At 63.2% G+C, this 25,472-nt stretch carries 26 protein-coding genes and 1 pseudogene; 7 read left to right on the top strand and 20 right to left on the bottom strand.

Going from position 1 to position 25,472, the window contains the following annotated elements; translation table 11 throughout:
• Positions 1-30 precede the first annotated feature (30 nt).
• Positions 31-1,017: an ABC transporter substrate-binding protein gene (locus BQ8794_RS04860; protein WP_077373848.1), complete on the bottom strand. Its 987-nt coding sequence runs from the start codon at positions 1,015-1,017 to the stop codon at positions 31-33.
• Positions 1,018-1,055: 38 nt separating this feature from the next.
• The gene (locus tag BQ8794_RS04865; protein ID WP_077373850.1) at positions 1,056-1,265 is read right to left on the bottom strand and encodes a hypothetical protein; all 210 of its coding nucleotides are present in this window, start codon (positions 1,263-1,265) and stop codon (positions 1,056-1,058) included.
• A gap of 689 nt (positions 1,266-1,954) precedes the next feature.
• Between BQ8794_RS04865 and BQ8794_RS04875 the strand changes: the two genes are divergently transcribed.
• Positions 1,955-2,335, top strand: a complete 381-nt coding sequence (locus tag BQ8794_RS04875) for a c-type cytochrome (RefSeq protein WP_077373853.1) — start codon at positions 1,955-1,957, stop codon at positions 2,333-2,335.
• 110 nt (positions 2,336-2,445) lie between these two features.
• Here BQ8794_RS04875 and gph read toward each other — a convergent pair whose 3' ends face one another.
• The 10 genes from gph to BQ8794_RS04925 all read right to left on the bottom strand — a co-directional run bounded on the left by gph (position 2,446) and on the right by BQ8794_RS04925 (position 12,415).
• Positions 2,446-3,141 carry a phosphoglycolate phosphatase gene (gph, locus tag BQ8794_RS04880; RefSeq protein WP_077373856.1) on the bottom strand — a complete coding sequence of 232 codons (696 nt, stop codon included), beginning with the start codon at positions 3,139-3,141 and terminating at the stop codon, positions 2,446-2,448.
• The gene (locus BQ8794_RS04885) at positions 3,138-3,695 is read right to left on the bottom strand and encodes a thioredoxin family protein (RefSeq protein WP_077373859.1); all 558 of its coding nucleotides are present in this window, start codon (positions 3,693-3,695) and stop codon (positions 3,138-3,140) included. Before BQ8794_RS04885 ends, gph begins: the two co-directional genes overlap by 4 nt.
• 21 nt (positions 3,696-3,716) lie before the next feature.
• Positions 3,717-4,403, bottom strand: a complete 687-nt coding sequence (gene rpe, locus BQ8794_RS04890) for a ribulose-phosphate 3-epimerase (RefSeq protein ID WP_077374289.1) — start codon at positions 4,401-4,403, stop codon at positions 3,717-3,719.
• Positions 4,404-4,464: 61 nt separating this feature from the next.
• Positions 4,465-5,403, bottom strand: a complete 939-nt coding sequence (cbbX, locus tag BQ8794_RS04895) for a CbbX protein (protein ID WP_077373862.1) — start codon at positions 5,401-5,403, stop codon at positions 4,465-4,467.
• 8 nt (positions 5,404-5,411) lie between these two features.
• Entirely contained in the window at positions 5,412-5,846 is a 435-nt protein-coding gene (locus BQ8794_RS04900; RefSeq protein WP_023797690.1) for a ribulose bisphosphate carboxylase small subunit, read from the bottom strand.
• An 18-nt stretch (positions 5,847-5,864) separates the two neighbouring features.
• Entirely contained in the window at positions 5,865-7,358 is a 1,494-nt protein-coding gene (locus tag BQ8794_RS04905; RefSeq protein ID WP_077373865.1) for a ribulose-bisphosphate carboxylase large subunit, read from the bottom strand.
• Positions 7,359-7,379: 21 nt separating this feature from the next.
• Positions 7,380-8,459, bottom strand: a complete 1,080-nt coding sequence (gene fba / locus BQ8794_RS04910; RefSeq protein ID WP_027151308.1) for a class II fructose-bisphosphate aldolase — start codon at positions 8,457-8,459, stop codon at positions 7,380-7,382.
• 14 nt (positions 8,460-8,473) lie between these two features.
• Positions 8,474-10,480, bottom strand: a complete 2,007-nt coding sequence (gene tkt / locus BQ8794_RS04915) for a transketolase (RefSeq protein WP_077373868.1) — start codon at positions 10,478-10,480, stop codon at positions 8,474-8,476.
• Between the two features lie 10 nt (positions 10,481-10,490).
• Positions 10,491-11,363 (bottom strand): phosphoribulokinase, encoded by an 873-nt coding sequence (locus BQ8794_RS04920; protein ID WP_077373871.1) that lies wholly within the window; start codon positions 11,361-11,363, stop codon positions 10,491-10,493.
• 5 nt (positions 11,364-11,368) lie between these two features.
• Positions 11,369-12,415 carry a class 1 fructose-bisphosphatase gene (locus BQ8794_RS04925; protein ID WP_077373875.1) on the bottom strand — a complete coding sequence of 349 codons (1,047 nt, stop codon included), beginning with the start codon at positions 12,413-12,415 and terminating at the stop codon, positions 11,369-11,371.
• Positions 12,416-12,534: 119 nt separating this feature from the next.
• Here BQ8794_RS04925 and BQ8794_RS04930 point away from each other — a divergent pair, with 119 nt between their 5' ends.
• Entirely contained in the window at positions 12,535-13,491 is a 957-nt protein-coding gene (locus BQ8794_RS04930; RefSeq protein ID WP_077373878.1) for a LysR family transcriptional regulator, read from the top strand.
• A gap of 164 nt (positions 13,492-13,655) precedes the next feature.
• Here BQ8794_RS04930 and BQ8794_RS04935 read toward each other — a convergent pair whose 3' ends face one another.
• Genes BQ8794_RS04935 through BQ8794_RS04945 form a run of 3 tightly spaced genes read right to left on the bottom strand, consistent with a single transcriptional unit; the run spans position 13,656 to position 18,330 of the window.
• Positions 13,656-16,766 carry an efflux RND transporter permease subunit gene (locus BQ8794_RS04935; protein WP_077374292.1) on the bottom strand — a complete coding sequence of 1,037 codons (3,111 nt, stop codon included), beginning with the start codon at positions 16,764-16,766 and terminating at the stop codon, positions 13,656-13,658.
• Between the two features lie 2 nt (positions 16,767-16,768).
• A complete protein-coding gene (locus BQ8794_RS04940) occupies positions 16,769-17,878 on the bottom strand; it encodes an efflux RND transporter periplasmic adaptor subunit (RefSeq protein WP_077373881.1) in 1,110 nt (369 codons plus the stop codon).
• Between the two features lie 35 nt (positions 17,879-17,913).
• Positions 17,914-18,330 carry a hypothetical protein gene (locus BQ8794_RS04945; protein ID WP_167378635.1) on the bottom strand — a complete coding sequence of 139 codons (417 nt, stop codon included), beginning with the start codon at positions 18,328-18,330 and terminating at the stop codon, positions 17,914-17,916.
• 116 nt (positions 18,331-18,446) lie between these two features.
• On the opposite strand from BQ8794_RS04945, the pseudogene BQ8794_RS36245 reads away from it, so the two are divergent.
• Positions 18,447-18,569: pseudogene (locus tag BQ8794_RS36245) on the top strand (TetR/AcrR family transcriptional regulator); the annotation flags it as partial.
• 123 nt (positions 18,570-18,692) lie between these two features.
• On the opposite strand, the gene BQ8794_RS04955 reads toward BQ8794_RS36245, so the two are convergent.
• On the bottom strand, positions 18,693-19,151 hold the full coding sequence (locus BQ8794_RS04955) for a nuclear transport factor 2 family protein (protein WP_077373886.1): 459 nt from the start codon (positions 19,149-19,151) through the stop codon (positions 18,693-18,695).
• Positions 19,152-19,274: 123 nt separating this feature from the next.
• Between BQ8794_RS04955 and BQ8794_RS04960 the strand changes: the two genes are divergently transcribed.
• The 4 genes from BQ8794_RS04960 to BQ8794_RS04975 all read left to right on the top strand — a co-directional run bounded on the left by BQ8794_RS04960 (position 19,275) and on the right by BQ8794_RS04975 (position 22,557).
• Positions 19,275-19,853, top strand: a complete 579-nt coding sequence (locus tag BQ8794_RS04960) for a TetR/AcrR family transcriptional regulator (RefSeq protein ID WP_077373889.1) — start codon at positions 19,275-19,277, stop codon at positions 19,851-19,853.
• 47 nt (positions 19,854-19,900) lie between these two features.
• A complete protein-coding gene (fabF, locus tag BQ8794_RS04965; protein ID WP_077373892.1) occupies positions 19,901-21,205 on the top strand; it encodes a beta-ketoacyl-ACP synthase II in 1,305 nt (434 codons plus the stop codon).
• 69 nt (positions 21,206-21,274) lie between these two features.
• On the top strand, positions 21,275-22,087 hold the full coding sequence (locus tag BQ8794_RS04970) for an oxidoreductase (RefSeq protein WP_077373895.1): 813 nt from the start codon (positions 21,275-21,277) through the stop codon (positions 22,085-22,087).
• Positions 22,088-22,356: 269 nt separating this feature from the next.
• Positions 22,357-22,557 carry a hypothetical protein gene (locus BQ8794_RS04975; RefSeq protein WP_077373897.1) on the top strand — a complete coding sequence of 67 codons (201 nt, stop codon included), beginning with the start codon at positions 22,357-22,359 and terminating at the stop codon, positions 22,555-22,557.
• A 27-nt stretch (positions 22,558-22,584) separates the two neighbouring features.
• Here the strand turns inward: BQ8794_RS04975 and BQ8794_RS04980 are convergent, their stop codons facing one another.
• From BQ8794_RS04980 to BQ8794_RS04995, 4 genes are all read right to left on the bottom strand, one after another.
• On the bottom strand, positions 22,585-23,214 hold the full coding sequence (locus BQ8794_RS04980) for a hypothetical protein (protein ID WP_077373900.1): 630 nt from the start codon (positions 23,212-23,214) through the stop codon (positions 22,585-22,587).
• Positions 23,214-24,089, bottom strand: coding sequence for an ABC transporter permease (locus BQ8794_RS04985; RefSeq protein WP_077373903.1), 876 nt, complete (start codon positions 24,087-24,089; stop codon positions 23,214-23,216). The genes BQ8794_RS04980 and BQ8794_RS04985 overlap by 1 nt, the downstream gene beginning before the upstream one ends.
• Positions 24,086-24,874, bottom strand: a complete 789-nt coding sequence (locus tag BQ8794_RS04990; protein ID WP_077373905.1) for an ATP-binding cassette domain-containing protein — start codon at positions 24,872-24,874, stop codon at positions 24,086-24,088. The genes BQ8794_RS04985 and BQ8794_RS04990 overlap by 4 nt, the downstream gene beginning before the upstream one ends.
• An 89-nt stretch (positions 24,875-24,963) precedes the next feature.
• Positions 24,964-25,467, bottom strand: coding sequence for a cupredoxin domain-containing protein (locus tag BQ8794_RS04995; RefSeq protein ID WP_077374294.1), 504 nt, complete (start codon positions 25,465-25,467; stop codon positions 24,964-24,966).
• Between the last annotated feature and the right edge of the window lie 5 nt (positions 25,468-25,472).

Genomic DNA, 25,472 nt, shown 5'->3' on the forward strand with positions numbered 1-25,472 from the left:
CAGGCGGGCGATCGCCGATATCAGGTGCGCTCATTGCGGGGGTACCTGCCAGAACGTTCCGGGCGCCATCTCGGGCGCGCGGCCGACCAGCTTTTCGCCGCCGATCTCGGCCAGCACGCGGTAGAGCTTGCCGGCGTCGGCCGCATCCTCGGCGACGGGGCGTCTGGGAATGCCCCCGCGATAGCGGTCACGCAGTTTTGCCAGTTCCTCGCCTTGCGCGCGGATGACAGGCGCAAGGCGCAGCCACTCATCGTCGGATCTGGCCAGCAAGTCCTTGGACTGCGCCGAAGCCTTGATGAAGCCCCCGATAGCGTCCGGATGTTCGTTCGCCCATTTGTCATGAAAGACATAGCCGAGCGCCGATACGGCGCCCGAGGCCCCGAGCGCTTTCGCCGCAGCATCGGCGCCGATCAGCCGACGAAAGCCGTTGGCCTCGAGCCGGGCGCAAAAATGCCAGAAATTGAGCACCGCATCGAGCTCGCCCTGCATCGCCTTTTCCGAAATCAGCGGCGGCGCGCCAAAGACGATGTCGCTGGTTGCCGGCAGGTCGAGGCCGTGATCGCGTCTGGCCAGCGCCTGGATCAGCAGCCAGCTTTTATCGAGAGGTCCGCCGGCGACGCCGAGCTTTTTTCCCCTGAGATCGGTGATCGTCCGGATCGGCACTCCCTCCTTCACCATGATCGCCCCGACGGCGGTCGAATAGGGGACCAATGTGAGGTCGACGCCTTCGGAGCGCTGGCGCGAGACCCACAGCCAGTCGGAGACGATCATGTCGATCGCGCCGGCCAGCATGGCGACGTTGGTCGCATCCTCGCCGGCGAAATCGACGACCTCCAGATCGATGCCGTTGGCTGCGTCGAATCTGTGGTGCTTCAGCGTGTCAAGCGCCCAGCTCACGGTGCCGAATTTTAGCACACCGATGCGAACCCTGTTCGTGGCGAAGGAGGGCTTTGGGACAACCGCTGCGGCTGTTCCAAGAGCTGCCAGCCGGAGCGTTCCTCGACGCGAAATCATCATGATGTCTCCTCCCGGGGCCATAACAGGCCGGGCGCCGATCAGATCGCACGGTCTTTGTTCGGGAAAGCGCATTTCCAGCGCCTGACCTTGAGGGTCGGGTGTTCCTGCGACCATTTCGCGATTTCGGTGGGCGCCAGCATCATGCATTGGAACAGAGAGCCGCGGCTCTCGAAATAGAGATGTTCGTCTCGGCAATTGCCCGGATTGGCAATCAGGCAAACCATCAAGATGAGGTCGACCATATCCATTCAGCACCTCTTGCGCGCTTGAAGACGCCCGCTTTGGCGAAATCCGGCCCGATCCGCGAACCTGGACAAAATCGCCAACTGCCGGAGTCCCGAGGTGCCCATGGAAAACCGGAATGGTTGAGGCTACGCGTTCGCCCGATGGCCGTCAACAAAGGCGAATGGATTGGGTCTACCGGAGCCGACCGCGCTCTGAACTTCGGGGGAGGTCGCCGATACCTGAAACAAAACCCGCCTCGGGGCGGGGCGTGAGCGGCCGCAAGACAATCGCTTCCGTTTGCGCTGCCCCTCATTGCCCTGCCGGGCATTTCTCCCCGTATAGTGACGGGGAGAAAGACGCCTTCGCATTGGATTTCGCCAATCTCCAGCGCTGCAGAAAGGGCGCCGGCGTTGCGGCCAGCCCCCTTCGCCCCGTCACTATACGGGGAGAAGGTGCCGGCAGGCGGATGAGGGGCAGCGCCGACGTCGACAGTCGCCAATACGACTTGGACGCGCTCCTTTGTCCGAAGCGATTGCCTGTGCGAACCGCTGCATGGTTGACATCGCTCATCTGCTGGGTAGCTTCCAGGATGCAGGCGCTGCAACTCCACAAGGGAGACGTTTTCGCTCTGCATAAAACGACGCATGCCGATGATCAGACAAAGGCATGCGCAAATCGTCCAGGGCACCTTGACGATCAATGAGGAAATGCCATGCGTGCAGTCGCATTTTTCGCCGTCGTGTCCGTTGCGACGTTCATGACAAACCAATCGCAGGCACAGGATGCCGCCGCGGGTGAGAAGGTCTTCGCCAAATGCAAGGCCTGCCACGTCGTCGACGAGGACAAGAACAAGATCGGTCCGTCATTGAGCGGCGTTATCGGCCGGACGGCCGGCACGCATCCGGGGTTCAAATATTCCAAACCGATGACCGAGGCGGGTAAATCCGGCGTCAAATGGGACGAAGCCACGCTGACGACCTATCTTCGCGATCCCAAGGCCATGATCAAAGGCACGAAGATGGCGTTTCCCGGTCTCAAGAAGGACGAGGATCTCGCCAACGTCATCGCCTATCTGAAGCAATTCTCCAAATAGCCCGGTTCTTCCGCAGGAAGTAACCGGTTCTTCCGCAGGAAGTAGCCCGACTTCGCCGGCCGTTCGAAACTGCGTTCGGCCGGCGCCCGCCCTGGGCGGTTGGGCGCCGGTCAAGTGGCGTCTTGCAGCATGGCGGAAGGCAGATCAAGCAGGCTGTCGCAAACGAGGTCGGCGCCAAGCTCTTCAACGGGAGTTTGGGTGTAGCCGCCACGCAGCAGAATGACCGGCATGCCGGCGGCGCGGGCGGCGGCCACGTCGGCGCCGCTGTCTCCGACCATCAGCGTGTCGCGAGGTTCGACCTGGAGCTGGTCGAGCGCCAGCAGCAGAGCGTCGGGCGCCGGTTTCAGGCAAGTTACCGCGTCTCCGCCGACGATCGCGCCGAGATGCTCCGTCAGCCCGAAATGCAGCAGGATTTCGCGAGCCGCCAGCTGCGGCTTGTTGGTCACCACGCCCATGGCTATTCCGCTCAAATGGAAGTGGGTGAGAACCTCCCTGACGCCGGGCATCAGCCTTGTCAGGCCGGTCAGATGTCTGCGGTAGATCGGCGCCATGACGCGGTTGGCTTCATCGAGCGCGCTGCCGAGAAGCGGCGCGCCGGATGCCGCGAAGGCGCGCTCGATCAGTTTCCTGACGCCGCCGCCGATCATCGCCCTGACCTGTTCCAGGCGCAGCGGCGGCAGATCGCGGCCGGCCAGCAGCTCGTTGACGGCGGCGGTTATGTCAGGCGCCGAATCGACCAGCGTGCCGTCGAGGTCGAACAGGATCGCTTTCGGCGATCGAAACCGCCTGCCTGCGCCGACGTTCATGCAGCATCCTTCCACTTGATCGAGCAGCCGATCGAAGCGATCTGGTCCAGCGGTCCGTCGCCGGTTCGGGCAATTTGTCTCATCGCCTCGAAAAGGTCGCGTCTTAGTCCGGGCGGTCCGGCGTCGCGTCGCGCCGCGTCCAGCCGGCCGCGATATTGCAGCGTCAATTCACTGTTGAGCCCGAAGAAATCCGGAGTGCAAACGGCTCCATAGGCACGCGCCACCGTCTGGCGCTCGTCGTGGAGGTAGGGGAAAGTGAAGCCGTTCGCCCTGGCGAAGAGCTTCATGTTGTCGAAGGAATCATCCGGATAGGCGTCGGCATCGTTGGAGTTGATCGCGACAAAGCCGATGCCTTCGGGCTTGAGGTCGTTGGCATCGCGGACGATGCGGGAAATCACCGCCTTCACGTAAGGGCAGTGGTTGCAGATGAAGGCCACCACCAGCCCGTTCGGACCGGCGTGGCTGAAGATCGAATGCGATTTGCCGTCGACGCCGGGCAAGACGGCATCGATGGCTTGCCAGCCGAAATCGCAGACAGGTGGGATTGCCCCCATATTGTCCTCCGATGAAATGGTTTACGCGGCTTTCCGGATCGCGCCGTCGGCTGCCTGCCTGATGGCGCCGATATTGGCGCGATAGGCCGCCTCGGCGCCGCCCTTGAAGATGGCCGAGCCGGCGACCAGCACATTGGCGCCGGCCGCGGTGACCAGCGGAGCGGTCTCGGGGGTGACGCCGCCGTCGATCTCGATGTCGATCGGGCGATTGCCGATCAGCGCCTTGACCCGCCTGACCTTGTCGACGACCGCCGGAATGAACGCCTGGCCGCCGAAGCCCGGATTGACCGTCATCAGAAGCACCAGATCGAGCCGGTCGAGCACATATTCGATGACGCTTTCCGGCGTCGACGGGTTCAGCGACACGCCGGCCTTCTTGCCGAGATTCCTGATCGCCTGCAGCGAACGGTCGAGATGCGGCCCGGCCTCGGCATGCACGGTGATGATGTCGCAGCCGGCATCGGCGAAGGCGGCGAGATAGGCGTCGGCCGGCGCAATCATCAGGTGACAGTCGAAGACCTTGTCGGTTCGATCGCGGATCGCCTTGATCACCGGCGGACCGAAGGTGATGTTGGGCACGAAATGACCGTCCATCACGTCGAGATGGATCCAGTCGGCGCCCGCCCGGACGACCGCTTCGACCTCGTCGCCGAGCCGCGAGAAATCCGCAGAAAGCACCGAGGGGGCGATGATTGTCTTGGTACCCATGGTCGTCGGCTCCATTCCGTCTTCGGTTTCCGGTCGCTGCACACCAACCGGCGTCATCTTGTCAGCGCGCCTTCGTTTCCGGTTCGCCTTCGAGCTTGCCTTCCGCGAATACGCGGCTGCCGCGAATATCGGATTCCTCAATGGTGATAAGGTCGGTCTTCGTCAACACCCGGTCGCGCGACGTGAAAAGCCGGTTGGCCTGGCGAAGCCGCGCCCGGTCGAGCCCATTGCGGACCGAGCGAGCGTTGGAGAAATGCGGCAGCCGCATGCGGATCGGGAGATACTCTTCGAGCGCCTTGGCCGCCGCCTCGCTGAGACGATAATTCTGTTCCGCCAGCATGATCTCGGCGATCGATTTGAGCTCGCCGACGCCGTAGTCGGGAAAATCGAGGTGGTGGGCGATGCGCGAGCGCATGCCGGGATTGCTGTTGAAGAAGCGGTCCATCTTGTCCTTGTAGCCGGCAAGGATCACAACCAGATCGTCACGGTTGTTTTCCATGCATTGCAGCAGGATTTCGATCGATTCCTGGCCGTAGTCGCGTTCGTTCTCGGGCTTGTAGAGATAGTAGGCCTCGTCGATGAAAAGCACCCCGCCCATGGCGCGCTTGATCACTTCGCGGGTTTTGGGCGCGGTGTGGCCGACATACTGGCCGACGAGATCGTCTCGCGTCACCGCGACCATGTGGCCTTCGCGGACATAGCCGAGACGATGCAGGATTTCGGCCATCCTCAGCGCCACGGTGGTCTTTCCGGTACCGGGATTTCCGGTGAAGTTCATGTGCAGCGTCGGCGCGCCCGAGACCAGGCCGAACTTGCGGCGAAGCCGGTCGACCAGGAGCAGCGCCGCGATCTCGCGGATGCGGGTCTTGACCGGCTTCAGGCCAACGAGTTCGCGGTCGAGCTTGCCCAGCACCTCATCGATGTTGGACGCCTCGAACTCGGCCTGCAGATCGACTGGCGCGTCCGGCGCGGCAGTGTCCTTTGCTATCGCGTCCAGCATGGTTTCGGCTAGCTCCGCTCGCCTTCGGGCCTGTCGGTCGCATAAGGCACGATCGAATAGCCCTGGCTGCGGCCGTCGCGCTCCTGGCGCAGCAGCCGGAACCCGGGTTCGTTGGGCGGCCGGTTGACGATGAACGACATGCGCGGCGCTTCCCAGCCCTTGCTCGAATCGAAGGCGGTGACCCGGACATACATGTTGGGCATGGCTTTGCGGCAGTTGTTGACTTCAAGCAGGATGCCCGCCGGGTCCTTCAGGTCGAACATCGGGTTGCCGTACATTTCCCAATAGGTATTTCGCGGATGCGGATCGTCGGTGTACTCGACGCTGACCGCCCAGTGGTTTTTCAGCGCGTATTTGATCTGCGCCGAAATCTGCTCATCGGTCAGGTCGGGCAGGAACGAAAACTGTCCCTGCGTGACCTTGTTTCCCGGATTGGTCATCATGGCGACGGTTCCTTTCGTCTAGAAGCTGGGCGTTGCGGTTGGCACGAAGTCGGCCGTGTCGGTCGATTCGTAGTTGAAGGTGACGTCCTTCCAGGTCTCCAGGGCCGCCTTCAGCGGCGTGCACCATCTGGCCGCCTGTTCGAGGATTTTGGTCCCTTCGCGGAGATAGTCGCGGCCTTCGTTGCGGGCGAGGATCATTGCCTCCAAGGCGACGCGATTGGCCGTCGCACCGGCCTGGATGCCGTCCGGATGGCCGATCGTGCCGCCGCCGAACTGCAGGATGACGTCCTCGCCGAGATAATGGATCAACTGGTGCATCTGGCCGGCATGGATGCCGCCCGAGGCGACGGGCATCACCTTGTTGAGCGAGGCCCAGTCCTGGTCGAAGAACAGCCCGGTTTCGAGGTTCTGCGGCGTGCGCTCCTCGCGCAGCGTGTCATAAAACCCCTTGATCATCAGTGGGTCGCCTTCCAGCTTGCCGACCACCGTGCCGGCATGGATGTGGTCGACGCCGGCCATCCGCATCCATTTGCAGATGACGCGAAAATTCATGCCGTGGTTCTTCTGGCGCGAATAGGTCGAGTTGCCGGCGCGGTGCAGGTGCAAGATCATGTCGTTGCGGCGTGCCCATTTGGCCATCGACTGGATCGCCGTGTAGCCAATGACCAGGTCGATCATGACGATGCAGGAGCCAAGCTGTTTTGCGAATTCGGCGCGCTCGTACATCTCCTCCATCGTGCCGGCGGTGACGTTGAGATAATGGCCCTTGACCTCGCCGGTGGCGGCCGACGCCTTGTTCACGGCCTCCATGCAGTAGAGGAAGCGGTCGCGCCAGTGCATGAAGGGCTGCGAGTTGATGTTCTCGTCGTCCTTGACGAAGTCGAGGCCACCCTTCAGCGCCTCGTAGACGACGCGGCCATAGTTGCGGCCTGACAGGCCAAGCTTCGGCTTCGTCGTCGCACCGAGCAGCGGCCGGCCGAACTTGTCGAGCCGCTCGCGTTCCACCACGATGCCGGTCGCCGGGCCCTGGAAGGTTTTCAGGTAAGCCACCGGAATGCGCATGTCCTCGAGCCGCAAGGCCTTGACTGCCTTGAAGCCGAACACGTTGCCGATGATCGATGCCGTCAGGTTGGCGATCGAGCCCGGCTCGAACAGGTCGAGGTCGTAGGCGATGTAGGCGAAGTACTGCTGCTCGGTCTTGGTGCCGGGACCGGTGTTCGGCACCGGCTCGGATCTGAACGCCTTGGCGCGGTAGAGCTCGCAGGCGGTCAGCCTGTCGGTCCACACCACGGTCCATGTCGCGGTGGAGGATTCACCGGCGATGGCGGCCGCCGCCTCCTCGTGGTCGACGCCTGGCTGCGGCGTGATCCGAAACATGGCGATCAGGTCGGTCTCCTTGGGCCGGTAGTCCGGCTCCCAGTAGCCCATCTTCTTGTAGGGGATGACGCCCGACTTGTAGCGTTCCTTGCCTTCCTTGAGCGTGCCAGCTGACGGCATGTCGATCTTGTTCATGGCAGGTCTCCTGTTTGCCGCTCAGGCGGCTTTCGCGGTTGCGATTTGCGGATCGAGTTTTCCCGCGGCGTAACGTTTGGCCATCTCGTCCATGGCGATGACCCTGATCTTCGAGGCGTTGCCGGCGGTGCCGAAGCGCTCGAAGCGATCGCGGCAAAGGTCGCGCAGGGCATCCATGGCGGGTTTCAGGAATTTGCGCGGATCGAATTCGCGCGGGTCCTCCGTCGCGACGCGGCGGAACTGCCCGGCCATGGCCATGCGGCAATCGGTGTCGATGTTGACCTTGCGCACGCCGTAGCGGATGCCGCGCTCGATCTCCTCGACCGGAACGCCAAAGGTCTGGGGCATCTCGCCGCCATATCGGTTGATGACGTCCTGCAGTTCCTGCGGCACCGAGGAAGAGCCATGCATGACCAGATGCGTGTTGGGCAGCTTTTCGTGGATCGCCTCGATCACCTGCATGGCGAGGATGCCGCCGTCGGGCTTGCGGCTGAATTTGTAGGCGCCGTGCGAGGTGCCGCAGGCGATCGCCAGCGCGTCGACCTGGGTGGCGGTGACGAAGTCGACCGCCTGATCGGGATCGGTCAAAAGCTGGTCGTGGGAAAGCACACCTTCGGCGCCATGCCCATCCTCGGCCTCGCCCTGGCCGGTTTCCAGCGAGCCGAGCACGCCGAGCTCGCCTTCGACGGAAGCGCCGACCCAATGCGCCATGCGTGCGACACGTTCGGTGATGGCGACGTTGTAGTCGTAGCTCGCCGGCGTCTTGGCGTCCGCCATCAACGAGCCGTCCATCATCACCGAGGTGAAGCCGTGGCGGATCGCCGAAAGACAGGTGGCTTCGTTGTTGCCGTGGTCCTGATGGATGCAGAGCGGTATGGCCGGATGCATTTCGGTCAACGCCTCCATCATCTTGGCCAGCATGATGTCGTTGGCATAGGAGCGGGCGCCGCGCGAGGCCTGGATGATGACCGGCGCGTCGCAGGCCCTGGCCGCCTCCATGATGGCGAGGCCCTGTTCCATGTTGTTGATGTTGAATGCCGGAACGCCGTAGCCGTGCTCGGCGGCATGGTCGAGAAGCTGGCGAAGGGTGATGCGGGCCATTTTTGGGGTCCTTCCTAGATGATGAGCTTCAGCGCCGCTGCGGCGACGGCTTCGGGCGTGATGTCGAAATGCCGGTAGAGATCCGGGGCAGGGGCGCTGGCGCCGAAACCGGCCATGCCGACGAACACGCCGGTATCGCCGATCCAGCGGTCCCAGCCGAGCCGTGCTGCGGCTTCGACGGCGATGCGCGGCGCCGAGCCGAGGACGGCCTTGCGGGTGCTGGCATCCTGTTCCTCAAACAGCTCCCAGCACGGCATCGAGACGACCGCGGCGGCGATGCCGTGCTCGGCCTCCAGCCGTTCGGCGGCGGCAACGGCGATCTCGACCTCCGAGCCGGTGGCGATCAGCGTCACGGCGCGGTGGCCGGCTGGCTCGCGCAGGATGTAGGCGCCCTGGCTCGACCGGTTCTCGTCGCTATGTGTGTGGCGCAGCATCGGCAGGTTCTGCCGCGAGAGCACCAGCACGCTCGGCCGGTTCTTGCTCTTCAGCGCCAGTTCCCAGCACTCCGCCGTCTCGATGATGTCGGCCGGACGGAAGACGTTGAGGTTGGGCGTCGCCCGCAGCATCGCCAGGTGCTCGATCGGCTGATGGGTCGGGCCGTCCTCGCCGAGACCGATGGAATCATGGGTCATCACATAGATGACGCGCTGGCCCATCAGCGCCGAAAGCCGCATCGCGCCGCGCGCATAGTCGGCGAAGCACAGGAAGGTGCCGCCATAAGGCACGAAGCCGCCATGCAGCGCGATGCCGTTCATGGCCGCGGCCATGCCATGCTCGCGGATGCCGTAGTGGATGTAGCGGCCGGCATAGGCACCAGGCGCTATGCGATCCATCCCCTTGGTGATCGTCAGGTTCGAATGCGTCAGATCGGCGGAGCCACCGACGGTCAGCTCGGTTGCGGCGTTGATGGCGGCGAGCGCCATTTCGGAGGCTTTTCGCGTTGCGACCTTGGTCGCCTTTTCGACATGCTCCTTGCGGAAAGCGCCGAGCGCTTCGAAGACCGCGTCGGGCAGGGCGCCGGCGACCGCACGCTCGAAGGCCTCGCGCTGCGGCGAAGCGGCAAGCCGCTGCTCCCAGGCGTGCCGCGCCGCTTGCCCGCGCTCGGCAATTTCGCGCCAGGCGAAAAGGATGTCGTCCGGCACCTCGAACGGCGCGCAGGCCCAGCCGATGTTCTCGCGCGTCGCGGCGATCTCGGCATCGCCCAGCGGCGCGCCATGCGTCTTTTCCGAGCCGCCCAGATTGGGCGCGCCCTTGCCGATCACCGTGCGGCAGGCGATCAGCGACGGCCGGTCCGACTGCTGCGCGGATTCGATTGCCGCAGCGACGGCTTCGGTGTCGTGGCCGTCCACCGACTGGACATGCCATCCAGCGGCTTCGAACCGGGCCGGCTGGTCCATCGATGTCGACAGCGAAGTCGGTCCGTCGATCGAGATCGCATTGTCGTCCCAGAAGACGATCAGCCGGGCGAGCTTCAGGTGACCGGCAAGGTCGATCGCCTCGTGGCTGATGCCTTCCTGCAGGCAGCCGTCGCCGGCGATCGCGTAGGTGAAATGGTCGACGAGATCGGCGCCGTGGCGGGCAGCAAGCATGCGCTCGGCCAGCGCCATGCCGACGGCGGTCGAGATGCCTTGTCCAAGCGGACCGGTCGTCGTCTCGATGCCAAGCGCATGGCCATATTCGGGATGTCCGGCGGTGCGGCTGCCCAGCTGGCGAAACCGCTGCAATTGCTCGATCGGCATGTCTTCGTAGCCGAGCAGGTAATGCAGCGCATATTGCAGCATCGAGCCGTGCCCGGCCGAAAGCACGAAGCGGTCGCGATCAGGCCAGTTGGGCGCCGACGGATCGATGTTGATGAAGCGGCCGAACAGCACCGTCGCGACGTCGGCCATGCCCATCGGCATGCCCGGATGGCCGGAATTGGCCTTTTGGACGCTGTCCATCGCCAATGCGCGAATGGCATTTGCCATATCGCGCTCCGAGACGGCGGCGACGGGCTTCAGGGCTGCTGCTTGGCTGTTCATGGCGTCCTCCTCACGACACTCGGTTCTTGCGTTCGATCAATTGCAGGATGAGCGGCGTCAGGATCAGCTGCATGGCAAGATCGAGCTTGTTGCCTGGCACCACTATGGAATTCGGCCGCGACATGAAGGAGTCGTGGATCATCGAAAGCAGGTAAGGGAAATCGATGCCGCGCGGATTGGCGAAGCGGATGACCAGCATCGATTCGTCGGGCGTCGGGATCCAGCGGGCGATGAACGGGTTGGACGTGTCGACGATCGGCACGCGCTGGAAGTTGATGGCGGTCTGCGAGAACTGCGGGACGATGTAGCGGACATAGTCCGGCATGCGGCGCAGGATGACGTCCATCACCGCCTCGGTGGAATAGCCGCGGGTTGCCCGGTCACGATGGATCTTCTGGATCCATTCGAGATTGATGACCGGCACCACGCCGATCCTGAGGTCAGCGTGCCTGGCCAGGTCTATCTTGTCAGTGACGACGCAGCCATGCAGGCCCTCGTAGAAGAGCAGGTCGCTCGGCGGGAATTCGCGCCATTCGGTGAATTGTCCCGGCGGCGTGCCGTACTGCTTCTCCTCGTCCTCGTCATGGATGTAGGTGCGGGTCTTGCCGGTTCCACGGCGGCCATATTCCTCAAACACCTCTTCGAGGATTGCGAGCTCGTTGGCCTCGGCATGGAAGTGGGTGAAGTTCGGATTTCCGGCCTTCTCCTGCTCGGCCACCTTGACCTTCATCGTGGCGCGGTCGTAGCGGTGAAAGGCATCGCCCTCGATGAAGGCGGCGTCGATGTTCTCGCGCCGGAAGATCAGCTCGAAGATGCGCTTGACCGAGGTGGTGCCGGCGCCTGACGACCCGGTGATGGTGATGATGGGGTGCTTTGCCGACATGATGCTCAGGCCCTGAACAGGCCGCGGCGGCTGAACAGCGGTGCACGCTCGCCGATCGCGCTGGGCTCGGTGTGGTAGCGGGTGATGCGTGCGACTTCGCGCGCCGATCCGAACACCACGGGCACGCGCTGGTGCAGGCTCTCGGGTTCGATTTCGAGGATGCGGGTGATGGTGTCGGTGGCGGCGCCGCCCGCCTGTTCGATGAGATAGGCGATCGGGTTGGCCTCGTAGACGAGGCGCAGCCGTCCCTGGCGGTAACCCTTGCGCTTGTCGCCTGGATACAGGAATACGCCGCCGCGCATCAATATGCGGTAGCAGTCGGCGACCAGGGAGGCGATCCAGCGCATGTTGAAGTCCTTTCCGCGTGGGCCTTCAGTGCCTTCGAGGCAATCGTCGATGTAGAGCCGCACCGCCTCGTCCCAATGCCGGTAGTTGGCGGCGTTGATGGCGAACTCCTGGGTACGCTGCGGGATGATCCGGCTCTCGTAGGCCTGGACGAAGGTGCCGAGCCTGGTCGAGAGAACGAAGACATGCGTGCCGCTGCCGAGCGACAGAACCAGCGCCAGCTGCGGCCCGTAGATGAAGAAACCGGCGCCCAGCTGGTTCACGCCCGCCTGCAAAAAAGCGGCGGCCGGATTCGCATCCGGCGCGCCAGTTGCAGGGAGGAGCGAGAAAATGGTTCCGATCGACACGTTGGTGTCGATGTTGGAAGAGCCGTCGAGCGGGTCGATGGCGATGGCGAGAGGCGCCTGGCTGTCGAGCAGGACCGGCTGCTCCAGTTCCTCGGAGGCGTAGAGCGCGACCGGAGCGTGGCGCATGGCATCGAGGAAGATGTCGTCGGCGAAGATGTCGAGATCCTTCTGGATGTCGCCGTCGGCATTGGCGCTGCGCGTCCCGGCAAAGGCCGTGCCGAGCACCCCCTGATTGATGGTGTTGCGGACCTTGGTGGCGGCCTGCGTCAGCTGACGGACGGTGGCGACGACTGCCGAACGCAGTTCGTCGGGCGGGCCGAGATAGGAATTCAGAAATGCGTCGAGCGTTGCCGCTGGCATCGTAACCTCCCGAACCAGCCGCAACTCCTCCGGCCGGATTGGGGAATGAGAACAAACGGCGCTGGATAAGTAAAATTCAATAACTTTACTTTCATGCTAAAAAAAATTTAGTATGGCGTATGAGAAACCTCACGCTCAAGCAATTCAAGACCGTTCAGGCCATCATCAGCCATGGAAAAATTGTTAGCGCGGCCAAGGTGTTAGGCTTGTCTCCTCCAGCGGTGACGATCCAGTTGCGGCAGGTCGAGGAGGAGTTCCAGCTGGCCTTGTTCGACCGGACGTCGGACGGCATGCGTCCGACTGCCGCAGGTCTGGCCTTCGTCGAGACGGCGCAGGCGATCGAGGAGCGGCTTCGCCTGCTCGAAGACAAGATGGATGCGATCAAGGGCGTGCGCATCGGCAGCTTGCGGCTCGGCGTCGTTTCCACGGCCAAATACTTTGCGCCGCGGCTGATGGCCGGCTTCATGAAGGAACATCCCGACATCGACATGCGGCTCGCCATCGGCAACCGCGCCGAAACCATCAACAGTCTGAAGAACCACGACATCGACATCGCGCTGATGGGACGCCCGGCGAGGGAAGTCCCGGTGCGTGCGTCGGTGTTCGGCGATCACCCGCTGGTCATCATCGCGCCGCCCGACCACAAGCTGGCCTCAGTGCGCGAGATATCCAAGGAGCGGATCGCCGAAGAGCATTTCCTCATCCGCGAGCCCGGCTCCGGCACGCGCATCTCGCTGGAAATATTCCTCAGCGACGTGCCCGGCCGCATCGACGATCTCGGCGTCGAGATGGGCTCGAACGAGACGATCAAGCAGGCGGTGATGGCCGGGCTCGGCATTGCCTTCATCTCTGCCCACACCATCGCCGCCGAAACCGAAGCCGGCCGGCTGGTCATCCTCGACGTCGTCGGCATGCCGATCCGCCGGCAATGGTTTTCGGTGATGCGCAGCGATCACGCGATCTCGCCGGCGATGGCGACGTTCCACGATTTCCTGATGCGCAAGGGCGCGATGTACCTGCCCCTGTTCGGCAAGCTCTATCCGCACGAAGGACCGGACATTGGAGGTCGCGCCTGAATCGAGGGCGGAATGCCGCTGGCAGCCACCTACCAGGACGCCTAGTCCGATTTGCCGAGAGCTTTCAGGATCATTTGCAAGCGGTAAGGTCGTGCGACTGGCCCTGCGTATGTTCAGGCAAAGCCAGCGGCGAAATCTTGATCCGCCTGCTCGGCAACAGGGCCCTATTCAGCAGCAATTGCCGGGTGCATTTCCAGTTCCTCCGCCGCGCCCTCACGGACCTCGTCAGCAGTCGGCTTGATGCCGAACCACGCGGCGTAGAGCGCGGGAAGGAAGAGCAGGATCAGCACCGTGCCGACCGCCGTGCCGCCGATCAGCGTATAGGCCATCGATCCCCAGAAGACGGAGTGCGTGAGCGGGATGAAGGCCAGCACGGCGGCGAGTGCTGTCAGGATCACGGGTCTCGTGCGTTGCACCGTGGCCTCGATCACGGCGTGATAGTCGTCAAGGCCGGCAGCTCGGTTCTCCTTGATCTGTTCGGTCAGGATCAGCGTGTTGCGCATCAGGATGCCGGCCAGTCCTATCATGCCCAGAATGGCGTTGAATCCGAAGGGCTGGTTGAAGGTGAGCAGCATCGGCACGACGCCGACAAGACCAAGCGGTGCCGTCAGCATCACCATGGACATCGTTGAGAAGGATCGCACCTGCAGCATGATAACAATCAGCATGGCGGCTATCATTGCCGGAAAGACTTTAGTCAGCGCGGTATTGGCCTTTTCGGCCTCCTCGATCGATCCGCCCAATTCGATGCGATAGCCGGCTGGAAGGGATGCAATCAGCGGCTGAAGGGCCTTCACGATCTCCTTGGAAACCTCTGGAGGCTGAGTCGCTTCGTTGACATCCGAGCGGATCGTGATGACAGGCGTGCGATCGCGGCGCTTCAGGATCGGCTCTTCCAGACGGATTTCCGAATGGCCGATCTGGTCGAGCGGAATCGGGCGACCGTCGCGGCTCATCAGTGAGAAATCCGCCAAACGTGTCGGATCCAGCCGCTCGCCGCCGGCGCTGCGTGCGACGATGGGGACGTTGCGGATGTCCTCGCGAACCTGCGTAACGGGGATGCCAGTGAGCAAGAACTGGAGTTGCTGGCCTACCTCCGCCGGCGACAGGCCGATCAGGTTCAGTCGATCCTGATCCGGGACGAAGCGGAGCACGGGTGTGCGATTGCCCCAATCGCGGTTGGCCTGACGCACGTCCGGGACGCCCCGCATGATGTCGAGCGCCTTCTCGGATATGCTGTAGAGTTGCGCGGGATCAGGTCCGATGATCCGGAACTCGACCGGGAATGGCGTGTAGGGGCCGAACACCAGTTGCGTGACGCGGACATTGGCCTCGGGTGCAAGCCCCTCTGCCACCGCCTCGCGCAGGCGGTGCTTCAACACCTCACGCGCCTCGGCGTCCTTGGTCAGCACGACGATCTTGGCGAAGGCAGGATCAGGCAGTTCCGGCGCCATTGCGAAAAAGAAGCGGGGTGCGCCCTGACCGACATAGCTGGTGACGATCTTGGCCTCGGCTTGGTCGTCCAGCCAGCCTTCGAGCTTCTCGACCGTAGCGGTCGTCGTCTCGATGCTGGTGCCTTCCGGCAGGCGAACCTCCACCAGCACTTCGGGGCGGTCGGATGTCGGAAAGAACTGCTGTTTGAGAGACCCCATGCCGACAACGGAAAGCACGAAGGCGATGCCGACGATACCGCTGATTATGAACTTGTGGCGCACGGCGAAGATGATGAGGCGCCGCAAGCGCCGATAATTGGGTGTGTCATAGATCGCGTGGTGACCGCCTTCGACCGGTTTGATCGTGGGCAGCATCTTGACGCCGAGGTAAGGTGTGAACACCACCGCGACGATCCAGGAGACGATGAGGGCGAACCCTACGACCCAAAAGATGTTGCCGGCGTATTCGCCGGCGGTCGAGCGCGCGAAGCCCACCGGCAGGAAGCCGGCGATCGTCACGAGCGTTCCGGACAGCATCGGCGCCGCAGTGTGGCTCCACGCATAGGCCGCCGCCTTGATGCGGTCCATGCCTTCTTCCATCTTCACCACCATCACCTCGATGGCAATGATGGCGTCGTCCACGAGAAGACCGAGCGCCAGGATGAGGGCGCCGAGCGTGATGCGGTCGAAGAACCGGCCGGTCTCCAGCATGATGAGGAACACGACGGCTAGCGTCAGAGGGACGGCAGCCGCCACGACGATGCCGACGCGCCAGCCGAGGCTCAACAGGCTCACCAAGAGCACCACACCGAGCGCCATCGCAAACTTCATCATGAATTCGTCGACCGCAGAGGTGATGTTGACGGCCTGGTCGGTGACCTTGTCGAGCGTCATCCCAAGTGGCAGTGTCTGTGTGATGGCTGCTGTCCTGTCCTCCAGCGCCTTGCCGAGCGCGAGACCATCCCAGCCCTCCTGCATGACAGCCGCGAGCATGATGGTGGGCTCACCCTGACGTCGGATGAGGTAGGTGGGAGGATCTTCATAGCCGCGCCGGACTTCGGCGATATCGGAGAGCTTCAGCGTCCGCCCCGCCGCGGCAATCGGCGTGTCGGCGATCGCCTGTACGCTGTCATAAGCGCCGTCGACCCGGATGAAGACCCGCGGCCCCTGGGTGTCGATCGAGCCTGCCGGCGTGAGGGTGTTCTGCCGCTGCAAGGCGGCGACGATGTCCTGTGCCGACACGCCGAGGGTAGCCAGCTTGGCGTAGGAAAATTCGACGAATATCTGTTCGGGACGTTCACCAAGGATGTTGATCTTCTTGACGCCGGGGACGTGCAGGAGGTCCTGGCGGATCGCCTCGGCCTGTCTCGCCAACTCACGCATCGGCATGCCCTTGGCCTTCAGCGCGTAAAGGGCGAAGCTTACATCCGAATATTCGTCGTTGACGAAGGGCCCGAACACGCCGGACGGCAGGTTGCGGGCTTCATCCCCGAGCTTCTTGCGAGCCTGGTAGAACTCCTCCTGCACGACAGATGGCGGTGTGCTGTCCTTCAGCGTGACCGTCATATACGCGTAACCCGGACGTGTGGTCGTCTCGACCCGGTCGTACCAGGTCATCTCCTGAAGCCGCTTCTCCAACGGTTCGGCGACGAGGTCCTGCATCTCGCGCGCCGTTGCGCCCGGCCATGCCGTCGTGACCGTCAGGGTCTTGATGGTGAAGTTGGGGTCCTCCGCCCGCCCGAGCATGACGAAAGCGTAGGCGCCGGCGGCCACCAGCAGGAGGATGAAGAACAGGGTAACGGCGCGTTCGCGAACGGCGATCGCGGAGAGATTTAGGTTCATCATCAGTTGCCCCCGCTTTCGGACGCAGTCCTGACGCGAGCGCCCTCGTGCAGGAGATGGGCGCCGAGCGAAACAATCGGATCGCTGGAGTTCAGTCCGGAGACCACAGCGGTTTCGCTGGTCACACGAACAAGCTTGACGGGCTGAAACTGTACGGTCGAGGTGGCGCTGTCCAGGACCCAAACGCCAGTCTTCTCGCCGTCATCGAGCACGGCTCCCAGCGGCACCTGGACTTCCCGCTGGCGTGCCTGGCCCGCAAGCCGAATGGTTACCGTCGCACCAAGCGGTGCTGCCGCGGCCTCACCGTTGAGCACATAACGGGCCTCATAGGTACGGGTCTGGGCATCGGCGGAGTTCGATAATTGCCGGAGATGTGCCGTATAACGACGCCCATCGCCGCCATACACGCTGGCCTCGGCCGCCGACCCAATCGCCGGCCGGATCGTTTCGGGAAGCGCGACCACCGCTTCGCGCGAGCCGGCCTTGGCGATCCGGACCACTGTCTGGCCGGCGGAGACGACCTGTCCCGGCTCGCTAAGCGTTTCGACCACCGTTCCATCCGCGTCCGCCAGCAGGACCGCGTAGATCGCTTCGTTCTCGGCGACCCGTGCGTCGGCTTCGGCGGCGGCGAGTTGCGCCTCGGCCGTATCGACCGCGGCCTTCGCCTGCTCGTAGCGCTGTCGGGGGACCCATCCATCCTTGAGCAAACTGGCGTATCGCCGTTCATCCGGTTCCGTCTGAACGACTGTTGCGCGCGCTGCGGCAACGGCGTTGCGCTTCGCCGTGAGCGCGAGGCGAAGGTCGGTGTCGTCGATGCGCATCAGTGGCTGACCAGCTTTGACCTCCTGACCCACATCCACGAGCCGCTCCACGATTTTGCCGGGGACGCGAAAGCCGAGATCGCTCTGCACCCTTGCCCCGACAATACCGGTGAACCCGCGTTCGGATACTTTCACCGGCGCTGCCTTCACCAGTCTGACGATCAGCGGTTCCTGCCTCGGGTCGCCTACGGCGGAGGCCCCCTGCGTAGGAATGGCAAGTGTGGCGAATGCCGCCGCTCCTGACATCGCTATCAGCACGCCCCCCAGCACAACAGCGGGTCTCTTTTTCACGTTCGTCGCCTCTCAAAAAAGATTGCGTTCGACCTTTACATCGGCCCCACGGCGAGCTCTTGGCCAGCAGCAAGCAGGCTGCCGTCTGCAAGGCGGGTCAGTGCATTGGCGTCGGCGCGCATGCCGGTCTCGGACGACACCGTCACCTCGTCGCCGGACCTCGAGAACGCGTAGAGCGGGCCACGGTGGCCCGGCATCGAAAAGGCGACGGAATCGCCGTCGGCGAGGCCCATGACGACGCGCTGCGGATCGCCGCCGATTTTTGGCGCGAAGGTGGCGGTGACCTCCAGGAGGTCGCCCTCGACCGGGACGTAGTAGACGACCAAGTCGAGGTGTCCCTCGTGCAGGCTGCCGGCTTCGATAGGGCGTCCTATGGTGGCGTCCTCGGCAAACGCCGGGGCGGCAAGAAACAGCGCGGCCAAAACCGAGGCGCTCAGGGTTTTGCGGATCATCTCGTATCTCCTTTGTTTAGATTGCATTCGAACTCTATATCACTTAGATTATGAATGCAATCTAAAAAATGAAAAAACTTATGATGCGTGGGAGGCGCTGCAGAAAACTGCGAAACGGCGGTCAATCGGGCGCGTTTTACAAGCAGTTCGCATCCAAGCACGATCTGGCGGCGCAGGCGTCCAGGCGGGCGATGGAGAGCGCCACCCGCCGGTGGTCTCGCGGACCGTCACCGACGAGCGGCTGTCGAAGCGGTTCCTGCAAGCGGCGAGAGCGTGCTGATGGTGTCGTCTGCGGGCGATGCCCGGCATGGCCACGAGCTGGCGTACCCGCGGTTACGCTGCGGCCGCTGACTGCGCTTCTGCTAGCCTGCAATTGGTTCGGCGACAGCTTCTTCGAGGCCAGTTGCCGCCTGGGCGGCAAGACCGCGGGCCGCTGCTTGTGAATCGTAAAATTCCTCAAGTGCATAGACCTTGCCCCATCGCAGGGTGAAAACGTGCAGACCACTGTTGACGTAGGACGCGTCGCCGTTGAGCAGCGTCGCGGTGCCGTCCCACTGGGCGAATACGGTGGTGTGCCACGGCCAGCCCTTCACCCAGACGTGGTTGATCGTGAGATGGAGATTGGGCAGGACGCGGCCGAGGCGCTCAAACCAGCGGCGCACGGCTTGCTTGTCGTGGCGCTCACCACCAAGCGCGTGGGCGCCGGAAACGCGGTGATGGACATGCGGCACGAGTGCTTTCACCGCCTCATCCCAGCGATGGTTGTTGACGTGGTCGAAGCTCTGCCGGATCGATTTCTCGACGATATAACTATATAGCATTTCATCTCTCCTCCAAATTTGTTCGATGCGTGACCGAGGCCACCGCGCGCAGCCAAATTAGATTGCGTTCGAATTCTATAGCTGCTATAGATGTCGAACGCAAGCTAATTTAAGGAGGTCGACATGCGTGTGAGTCGCGTTCAGGCGGCGGAAAACCGCGAAACCGTGATCAATGTGGCAAGCCGGCTTTTTCGGGAGCGCGGCTTTGACGGCATCGGCCTAAAAGACCTGATGCAGGCTGCCGGGCTGACCCAGGGCGCGTTCTACAAGCAGTTCGCCTCGAAGGACGATCTGGCGGTGCAGGCGTCGAAGCGGGCGATGGAGAGCGCCACGCTGCGGTGGTCGGCCGCGACTGCGGCAAAATCCGAGGATCCGCTTGGCGCGGTGATCGCATTCTACCTCAGTATGGACCATCGCGGAGAAAAGATGGACGGCTGCCCGATTGTCGCGCTCGGCTCGGATGCCGCCAGGCAGGGCAGCGACGTCAAAGCGTCGTTCGAAGCCGGGATCAAGGAGCATCTTGAAATCCTCAGCCGTTTCATTGCCGAGGCCAATGCTGAGCAGCCCGATAGAAAGGCCATGGCCATTCTCTCGACGATGGTCGGCGCGCTGACGCTATCGCGCGTGGTCAACGATCCGGACCTCGCCCAGGCCTTCCTGGACGCGGCGACCGAACAGGTTCGCGAAGCAGCCGCCGCTTGAACGGCGTGCGCAGCGCCGGCGGCGCAGCCAAATCGATAGGAAAATAGATGCGACGGATTGTTGTTACAGGCATGGGAGCGGTCACGCCCCTTGCTGCCGATGTCGAAGCGTCGTGGTCGCGGCTGCTGGCCGGTCGCTCAGGCATCCGCAGGCTTCCGGACGATGTGGTGGGAGACCTCCCGGCCAAGATCGGCGGGGTGGTTCCCTCGCTGGAAGACGATCCGGCCGCTGGTTTCGATCCGGATGCCGTCCTGGCGCCAAAGGACCAGCGCAAGGTAGACCGGTTCATCATCTTCGGGCTCGCCGCTGCACAAGAGGCCCTCGCGCAAGCAGGGTGGGCGCCCGTCTCGAAAGCGGATCGCCTGCGCACGGCCACGATCATCGCCTCCGGCATCGGCGGTTTCCCCGCCATAACCGAGGCGGTGCGCACGGTCGACCAGCGCGGCGTCCGGCGTCTTTCGCCGTTTACGATACCGTCCTTCCTGGTGAATCTCGCGGCGGGCCACATCTCGATCCGCCATGGCTTCAAGGGGCCGCTCGGCGCGCCGGTGACGGCGTGCGCAGCCGGCATCCAGGCGATCGGCGATGCGGCTCGCCTCATCCGCGCCAACGAAGCCGATATCGCCGTGTGCGGCGGAACGGAAGCCTGCATGAACATCGTCAGTCTCGGTGGGTTTGCTGCCGCACGCTCTCTTTCAACCGGTTTCAATTGGGCGCCGGCTCAGGCGTCACGGCCTTTCGACGTGTCGCGGGACGGCTTCGTCATGGGCGAAGGGGCCGGCATGCTGGTCATCGAGGCGTTGAGCCACGCGCTGGCGCGCGGTGCGAAACCGCTCGCCGAACTCGTCGGCTACGGCACGACGGCGGATGCGCATCACGTCACCTCCGGTCCCGAGGACGGCGCCGGGGCGCGCCGTGCCATGCAGATCGCAATTGACCAAGCCGGCATTTCGCCGCGTGAGGTTCGCCACCTCAATGCGCACGCGACCTCCACGCCGATTGGTGATCTCGGGGAAATCGCGGCGATCAAAACACTCTTCGGCGCAGATTCCACCATCGCCGTCAGCGCAACGAAATCGGCGACCGGACACCTGCTCGGAGCCGCCGGCGGGCTTGGAGCCATCTTCGCAATTTTGGCGCTCAGGGATCAGGTGGCGCCGCCAAGCCTCAATCTGGGCGCGCCGGATCCAGCCGGCGACGGCATCGACTTCGTCGCCAACCAGGCCCGGCCGATGGCAATGGACTACGCGATATCAAACGGCTTCGGCTTTGGCGGCGTCAACGCCAGCGCGCTATTCCAGCGCTGGACGGACGAGTCGGCCGGTGCGAACGCCAGAGGCGCTCATCACTGACTCCGACCTTTCGTGCTTCTTCCATGCCAATCCAAAATCAGTCCAACCCCAGAGAAAGAGATGATTTCCATGAACAAGACCAATCCTGGCGTCGCCTTGGTGACCGGGGCGTCCTCCGGCATCGGGCGCGCGACGGCTATAGCTTTGCAAAGCGCTGGTTTCCGCGTGTTCGGCACCAGCCGTCGCGCAGCCAAAAACTCCGACGGCCTGAGCATGCTGGCCTGTGACGTGACCGATGACGCGTCCGTGGCGAAACTGGTCGATGACGTGCTGGCCGAAACCGGGCGCATCGACCTGCTCGTCAACAATGCCGGCGTGGGTCTGTTTGGTGGCGCGGAAGAGTCGTCAATGGTCCAGGCTCAGGCACTGTTCGATGTGAACGTCTTCGGCGTGCTCCGCGTGACCAACGCGGTCCTGCCGATAATGCGCCGCCAGGGCAGGGGTAGAATCGTCAATTTGAGTTCGGTGCAGGGGTTCATTCCAGCTCCCTATTTCGCGCTTTATGCGTCGACCAAACATGCCATCGAAGGCTATTCCGAATCGCTCGACCATGAACTGCGCCCGTTCGGGATTCGCGTTGCATTGGTCGAACCCGCCTATACCCGCACGTCCTTCGAAGATAATCTCGCCAAGCCGGACCAGTTGCTTGATATCTATGACGCTGCGCGCGCTGGCATGAACGCAGTCGTGCGGAAAGCAATGGAAAAAGGCGATTCACCCGAAGTGGTAGCCAAGACGGTTTTGGTGGCTGCGACCGATCGCGCTCCGAAGAGGCGCTATGCGGCGGGAAAAATGGCCCGCCAAGTCAGTCTCCTGCGCCGTTTCGTCCCCGCATCCGCATTCGACAAGAGCCTGCGTAAGCAGAACGGGTTGCCGGTCTGACGACATCGACGACACCCCGTGAAGATCGGAATGATCGGCGCTGGAAACATCGGCGCCACGTTGGCGCGGCGCAACCTGACGCGATTGCTCTGGAAAACGGCCGGCGGTTGTTGGCGTTAGATAACCGATATGTTATGTTGCAGTGCGAAAGAGCGGGGGCCACGTCCTTTCAAACCCGTAAGCAATCTGTATGTGCGACCCCTGCAATCTGGTCGGTATCACTGAAACTCCCGGGCATGGGGTTCGGGATTCGATGGGGACAAGGGGTAATGCTTTACACGCTGGTTATGATGGTCTGCCTGACGGATGTGCCGCAGACCTGTGAACAACGCGAACAGATGGTGGACGGCCTGGCAATGAATCCCGGGACCGCCTTCATGCAGGCGCAGCCGCTGGTCGCCCACTGGATCGAGACGCATCCCGGTTATTTCGTGCAGCGCTGGCGCGTGCTGCCCGGCCGGGGATCGTGAGATCCGCCGCGAAGAGCGAATGAGGTTCTACTTCTTCGCGGCGAGCGTTTCCGAGACGACCTTGGACAATTGATAAAGCCGCTGCTCGATGATCGTCGGCACTTCACAGACGTAAGTCAGTGATTGGACGCGTTCGTTGAAAATTCGCGTTGCGAATTTCAACTGTTCGGTTCGCCGCTCGACCTCGTCGGGGTTCGCATCCGGCTTTGCCCGCAACGCATCGACGGCGGACGCTTCCTTGCGCAACGCGGCGGCCATTTCGAGCTGCTTGTGGGCGTAACGGGAAATGCCTGAGATCACATGCGAACGCTCGGCGTCCATGTGATCGAACATGCCTTGCACCAGCATCGCCATTTTCGGCGCAAGCTGCTCGGCTGGCAGCGAGGCGGCGAAATCCTTGATCTTCTTCTTGGCGTCGGCAATCGGCATCCGCCGTGCCGCCACCTCCTCGACCAGGCCGGAGACCGCAGGGTCCTTCAAAAAATCCTTCGCCGCTGGCGGAAGCTCCGGCCCGTTCCAGATCTGGCCGAGCGAGAGTTGCGGCACCTTGCGCTGTATGCAGGGCCAGTCCGGATCGGTATTCGCCGCCCTGGCGTTCACGCCCGGCGCGAGCATGGCAACCACAGCCAGGCTGCGAACAAGGCTCATTCGTGCCATCAGCCATTTCCTCCGGTGTCTTGTTTGCGGGTCACCAGGCCGCGCGAAGGGTCGTAGGCGATGATGGCGGCGGCAAGGAACAGAACAGTGCAGCCGGCAACGACGCCCAGCGACAGCCACTCAATCTGGCCGTAGAAGGCGAAACGGATCAGTTCGACGGCATAGGTGAACGGATTGGCGAGGCAGATCTTGTGGAGCAGCGGGCTCGCCTCCTGGATGCGCCACAACGGATAGAGCGCCGGAGAGGCGAAATAGCCGGGAAAGATGACGAAGTTCATGATGCCGGCGAAATTTTCGAGCTGCTTGATCATCGACGACAAAAGCATGCCGAGCGCGCAAAGCATCATGCCCGACAGGAACAGCGCCGGCAGCACCGTGAGATAGCCGATCGGCGGCGCCTTGACGCCCCAGAACCAGGCAACGATCAGGAACGCATAGACCTGCGCGATCGATACGGAGACGCCGGCGAGCATCTTCGACACCAGCAGGAACCAGCGTGGGAAGGGGCTGACCAACAGGGTGCGCATGTTGCCCATCTCGCGGTCATAAACCATCGACAGCGAAGACTGCATGCCTGAGAACAGCAGGATCATGCCGCACAAGCCCGGCGTGATGTAGACCTCGTAGAGCACGTAGGTCTTGTAGGGCGGGATGATCGACACGCCGAGCACCTGCCGGAATCCGGCGGCAAAGATGAACAGCCAGATGAGCGGCCGAACCAGCGAGGAAATGAAGCGCTCGCGCTGGTGCAGGAAGCGCAGGCACTCCCGCAGGACGACGCCTTTGAGGCAAATGAGATAGTGGCGCAGGCCGAATTTCTCGAACTTCACCGGAATGACGCCGGCGACTTTGTCAGGCATTGCCGGAGCGCTCATGGCGATAGCTCCGCGGTGCCGGCCGCCTCGATGCCGCTCAGCCTCGAAAAGGCGTCGCGGATCGAGCCGGCGCCGCTCGTCCTGACGACATCGGCCACCTTGCCCTTGGCGACCAGTTCGCCCTGCCGCAGCACGACGACATGGTCGCCGTCGTCAACCTCGTCGATCAGATGCGTTGCCCACAGCACGCCGATGCCCTCGGTTTCGACGAGCTTGCGGATGGTGGCGAGAATGCCGGCGCGCGACTGGATGTCGAGACCGACCGTCGCCTCGTCGAGCAGCAGCAGCGAAGGGCGGTGGAGCAGTGCCCTGGCGATCTCGATGCGCCGCATCTGGCCGCCGGAAAGACTGCGCGCCTTGTCATGCTGCCGACCTGGCATGTCGACGATATCGAGCAGCGCGGCAATGCGCTGCCGGGCTTCGCGTCCGCCGATGCCATGCAGCGCGGCGTGGTAGGAGAGGTTCTGGTGGACGCTGAGATCGAGGTCGAGCGTGCGCGCCTGGAACACGATGCCGACACGCCTCAGCGCTTCGCCCGAGGCGCGGCTGACGTCATGGCCGAAGATGCGGATCGATCCGCGGCGGGTGTCGTAGAGATGGCTGATCAGCGAGAACAGGGTTGTCTTGCCGGCGCCGTTGAGACCGAGAAGAACGGTGAACGTCGCCGGCGCGATCGAGAACGAGACGTCGTTGAGCGCCGGCTTCGAACCATAGGAGTGGCTGACGGCGGCGACGTCGAGCGCCGCCACCTGATCTCCCGGTCCGCTTGTCCTCACATGCTGCACGCCGTCTGGCTCCCTTGTCGTCGACAATAGTCTAGCCCAAGTCTGGCCCTCGGGGCGCGATCGCGCAGGGTCCTGCTTTCAAAGTGACCTTACTTGATCGTGATCGTGCCCTTCATGCCCTTGTCGGCGAGGTCGGGCACCGACCATGTGTAGATGCCGGGCCTCACGGTGCTGAACTGTACCTGGATGGTGCCGTCGGCGTCGAATTCGAGCCATGCGGGTGCGCCGTCCATGTGCACCTCGAGATCGTTGATGACGATCTGGTTGTTCCACACATTGCGGAACAGGTCGGTGTGGAATTTGTATTCCAGCCCGCCCGCCGCGGTGATCTTCCAACGATAGCCCTGGCCGGCGATCAGCTGGAAGTCTTTCTGGCTGGCGGAGAACTGGTCTTGCTTGCTGCCGAGGATAAGTTCCGGCACGTCCTTGCTGGCCCGGGTCGCTTTCTCGGCCTGCGGACTGGCCTCCGTGCTGGCGGCCGCGCCGGCGGCGGCGTTATCGTCATCGTCGTCGCCGTCCTGCGCCGAGACCTGACCCTGGGTGAGCGCCATGCCCACCAGCGCGGCGAAAGCGACTGCCCGAAATTTCCGCATGATTT

It is taken from the genome of Mesorhizobium prunaredense, assembly GCF_900156895.1.
Lineage (GTDB): Bacteria > Pseudomonadota > Alphaproteobacteria > Rhizobiales > Rhizobiaceae > Mesorhizobium > Mesorhizobium prunaredense.

Coding starts and splice junctions, on each gene's coding strand:
- BQ8794_RS04860 (WP_077373848.1), bottom strand. CDS start 1,017: ATGATGATTTCGCGTCGAGGAACGCTCCGGCTGGCAGCTCTTGGAACA.
- BQ8794_RS04865 (WP_077373850.1), bottom strand. CDS start 1,265: ATGGATATGGTCGACCTCATCTTGATGGTTTGCCTGATTGCCAATCCG.
- BQ8794_RS04875 (WP_077373853.1), top strand. CDS start 1,955: ATGCGTGCAGTCGCATTTTTCGCCGTCGTGTCCGTTGCGACGTTCATG.
- gph (WP_077373856.1), bottom strand. CDS start 3,141: ATGAACGTCGGCGCAGGCAGGCGGTTTCGATCGCCGAAAGCGATCCTG.
- BQ8794_RS04885 (WP_077373859.1), bottom strand. CDS start 3,695: ATGGGGGCAATCCCACCTGTCTGCGATTTCGGCTGGCAAGCCATCGAT.
- rpe (WP_077374289.1), bottom strand. CDS start 4,403: ATGGGTACCAAGACAATCATCGCCCCCTCGGTGCTTTCTGCGGATTTC.
- cbbX (WP_077373862.1), bottom strand. CDS start 5,403: ATGCTGGACGCGATAGCAAAGGACACTGCCGCGCCGGACGCGCCAGTC.
- BQ8794_RS04900 (WP_023797690.1), bottom strand. CDS start 5,846: ATGATGACCAATCCGGGAAACAAGGTCACGCAGGGACAGTTTTCGTTC.
- BQ8794_RS04905 (WP_077373865.1), bottom strand. CDS start 7,358: ATGAACAAGATCGACATGCCGTCAGCTGGCACGCTCAAGGAAGGCAAG.
- fba (WP_027151308.1), bottom strand. CDS start 8,459: ATGGCCCGCATCACCCTTCGCCAGCTTCTCGACCATGCCGCCGAGCAC.
- tkt (WP_077373868.1), bottom strand. CDS start 10,480: ATGAACAGCCAAGCAGCAGCCCTGAAGCCCGTCGCCGCCGTCTCGGAG.
- BQ8794_RS04920 (WP_077373871.1), bottom strand. CDS start 11,363: ATGTCGGCAAAGCACCCCATCATCACCATCACCGGGTCGTCAGGCGCC.
- BQ8794_RS04925 (WP_077373875.1), bottom strand. CDS start 12,415: ATGCCAGCGGCAACGCTCGACGCATTTCTGAATTCCTATCTCGGCCCG.
- BQ8794_RS04930 (WP_077373878.1), top strand. CDS start 12,535: ATGAGAAACCTCACGCTCAAGCAATTCAAGACCGTTCAGGCCATCATC.
- BQ8794_RS04935 (WP_077374292.1), bottom strand. CDS start 16,766: ATGAACCTAAATCTCTCCGCGATCGCCGTTCGCGAACGCGCCGTTACC.
- BQ8794_RS04945 (WP_167378635.1), bottom strand. CDS start 18,330: ATGATCCGCAAAACCCTGAGCGCCTCGGTTTTGGCCGCGCTGTTTCTT.
- BQ8794_RS04955 (WP_077373886.1), bottom strand. CDS start 19,151: ATGCTATATAGTTATATCGTCGAGAAATCGATCCGGCAGAGCTTCGAC.
- BQ8794_RS04960 (WP_077373889.1), top strand. CDS start 19,275: ATGCGTGTGAGTCGCGTTCAGGCGGCGGAAAACCGCGAAACCGTGATC.
- fabF (WP_077373892.1), top strand. CDS start 19,901: ATGCGACGGATTGTTGTTACAGGCATGGGAGCGGTCACGCCCCTTGCT.
- BQ8794_RS04970 (WP_077373895.1), top strand. CDS start 21,275: ATGAACAAGACCAATCCTGGCGTCGCCTTGGTGACCGGGGCGTCCTCC.
- BQ8794_RS04975 (WP_077373897.1), top strand. CDS start 22,357: ATGCTTTACACGCTGGTTATGATGGTCTGCCTGACGGATGTGCCGCAG.
- BQ8794_RS04980 (WP_077373900.1), bottom strand. CDS start 23,214: ATGGCACGAATGAGCCTTGTTCGCAGCCTGGCTGTGGTTGCCATGCTC.
- BQ8794_RS04985 (WP_077373903.1), bottom strand. CDS start 24,089: ATGAGCGCTCCGGCAATGCCTGACAAAGTCGCCGGCGTCATTCCGGTG.
- BQ8794_RS04995 (WP_077374294.1), bottom strand. CDS start 25,467: ATGCGGAAATTTCGGGCAGTCGCTTTCGCCGCGCTGGTGGGCATGGCG.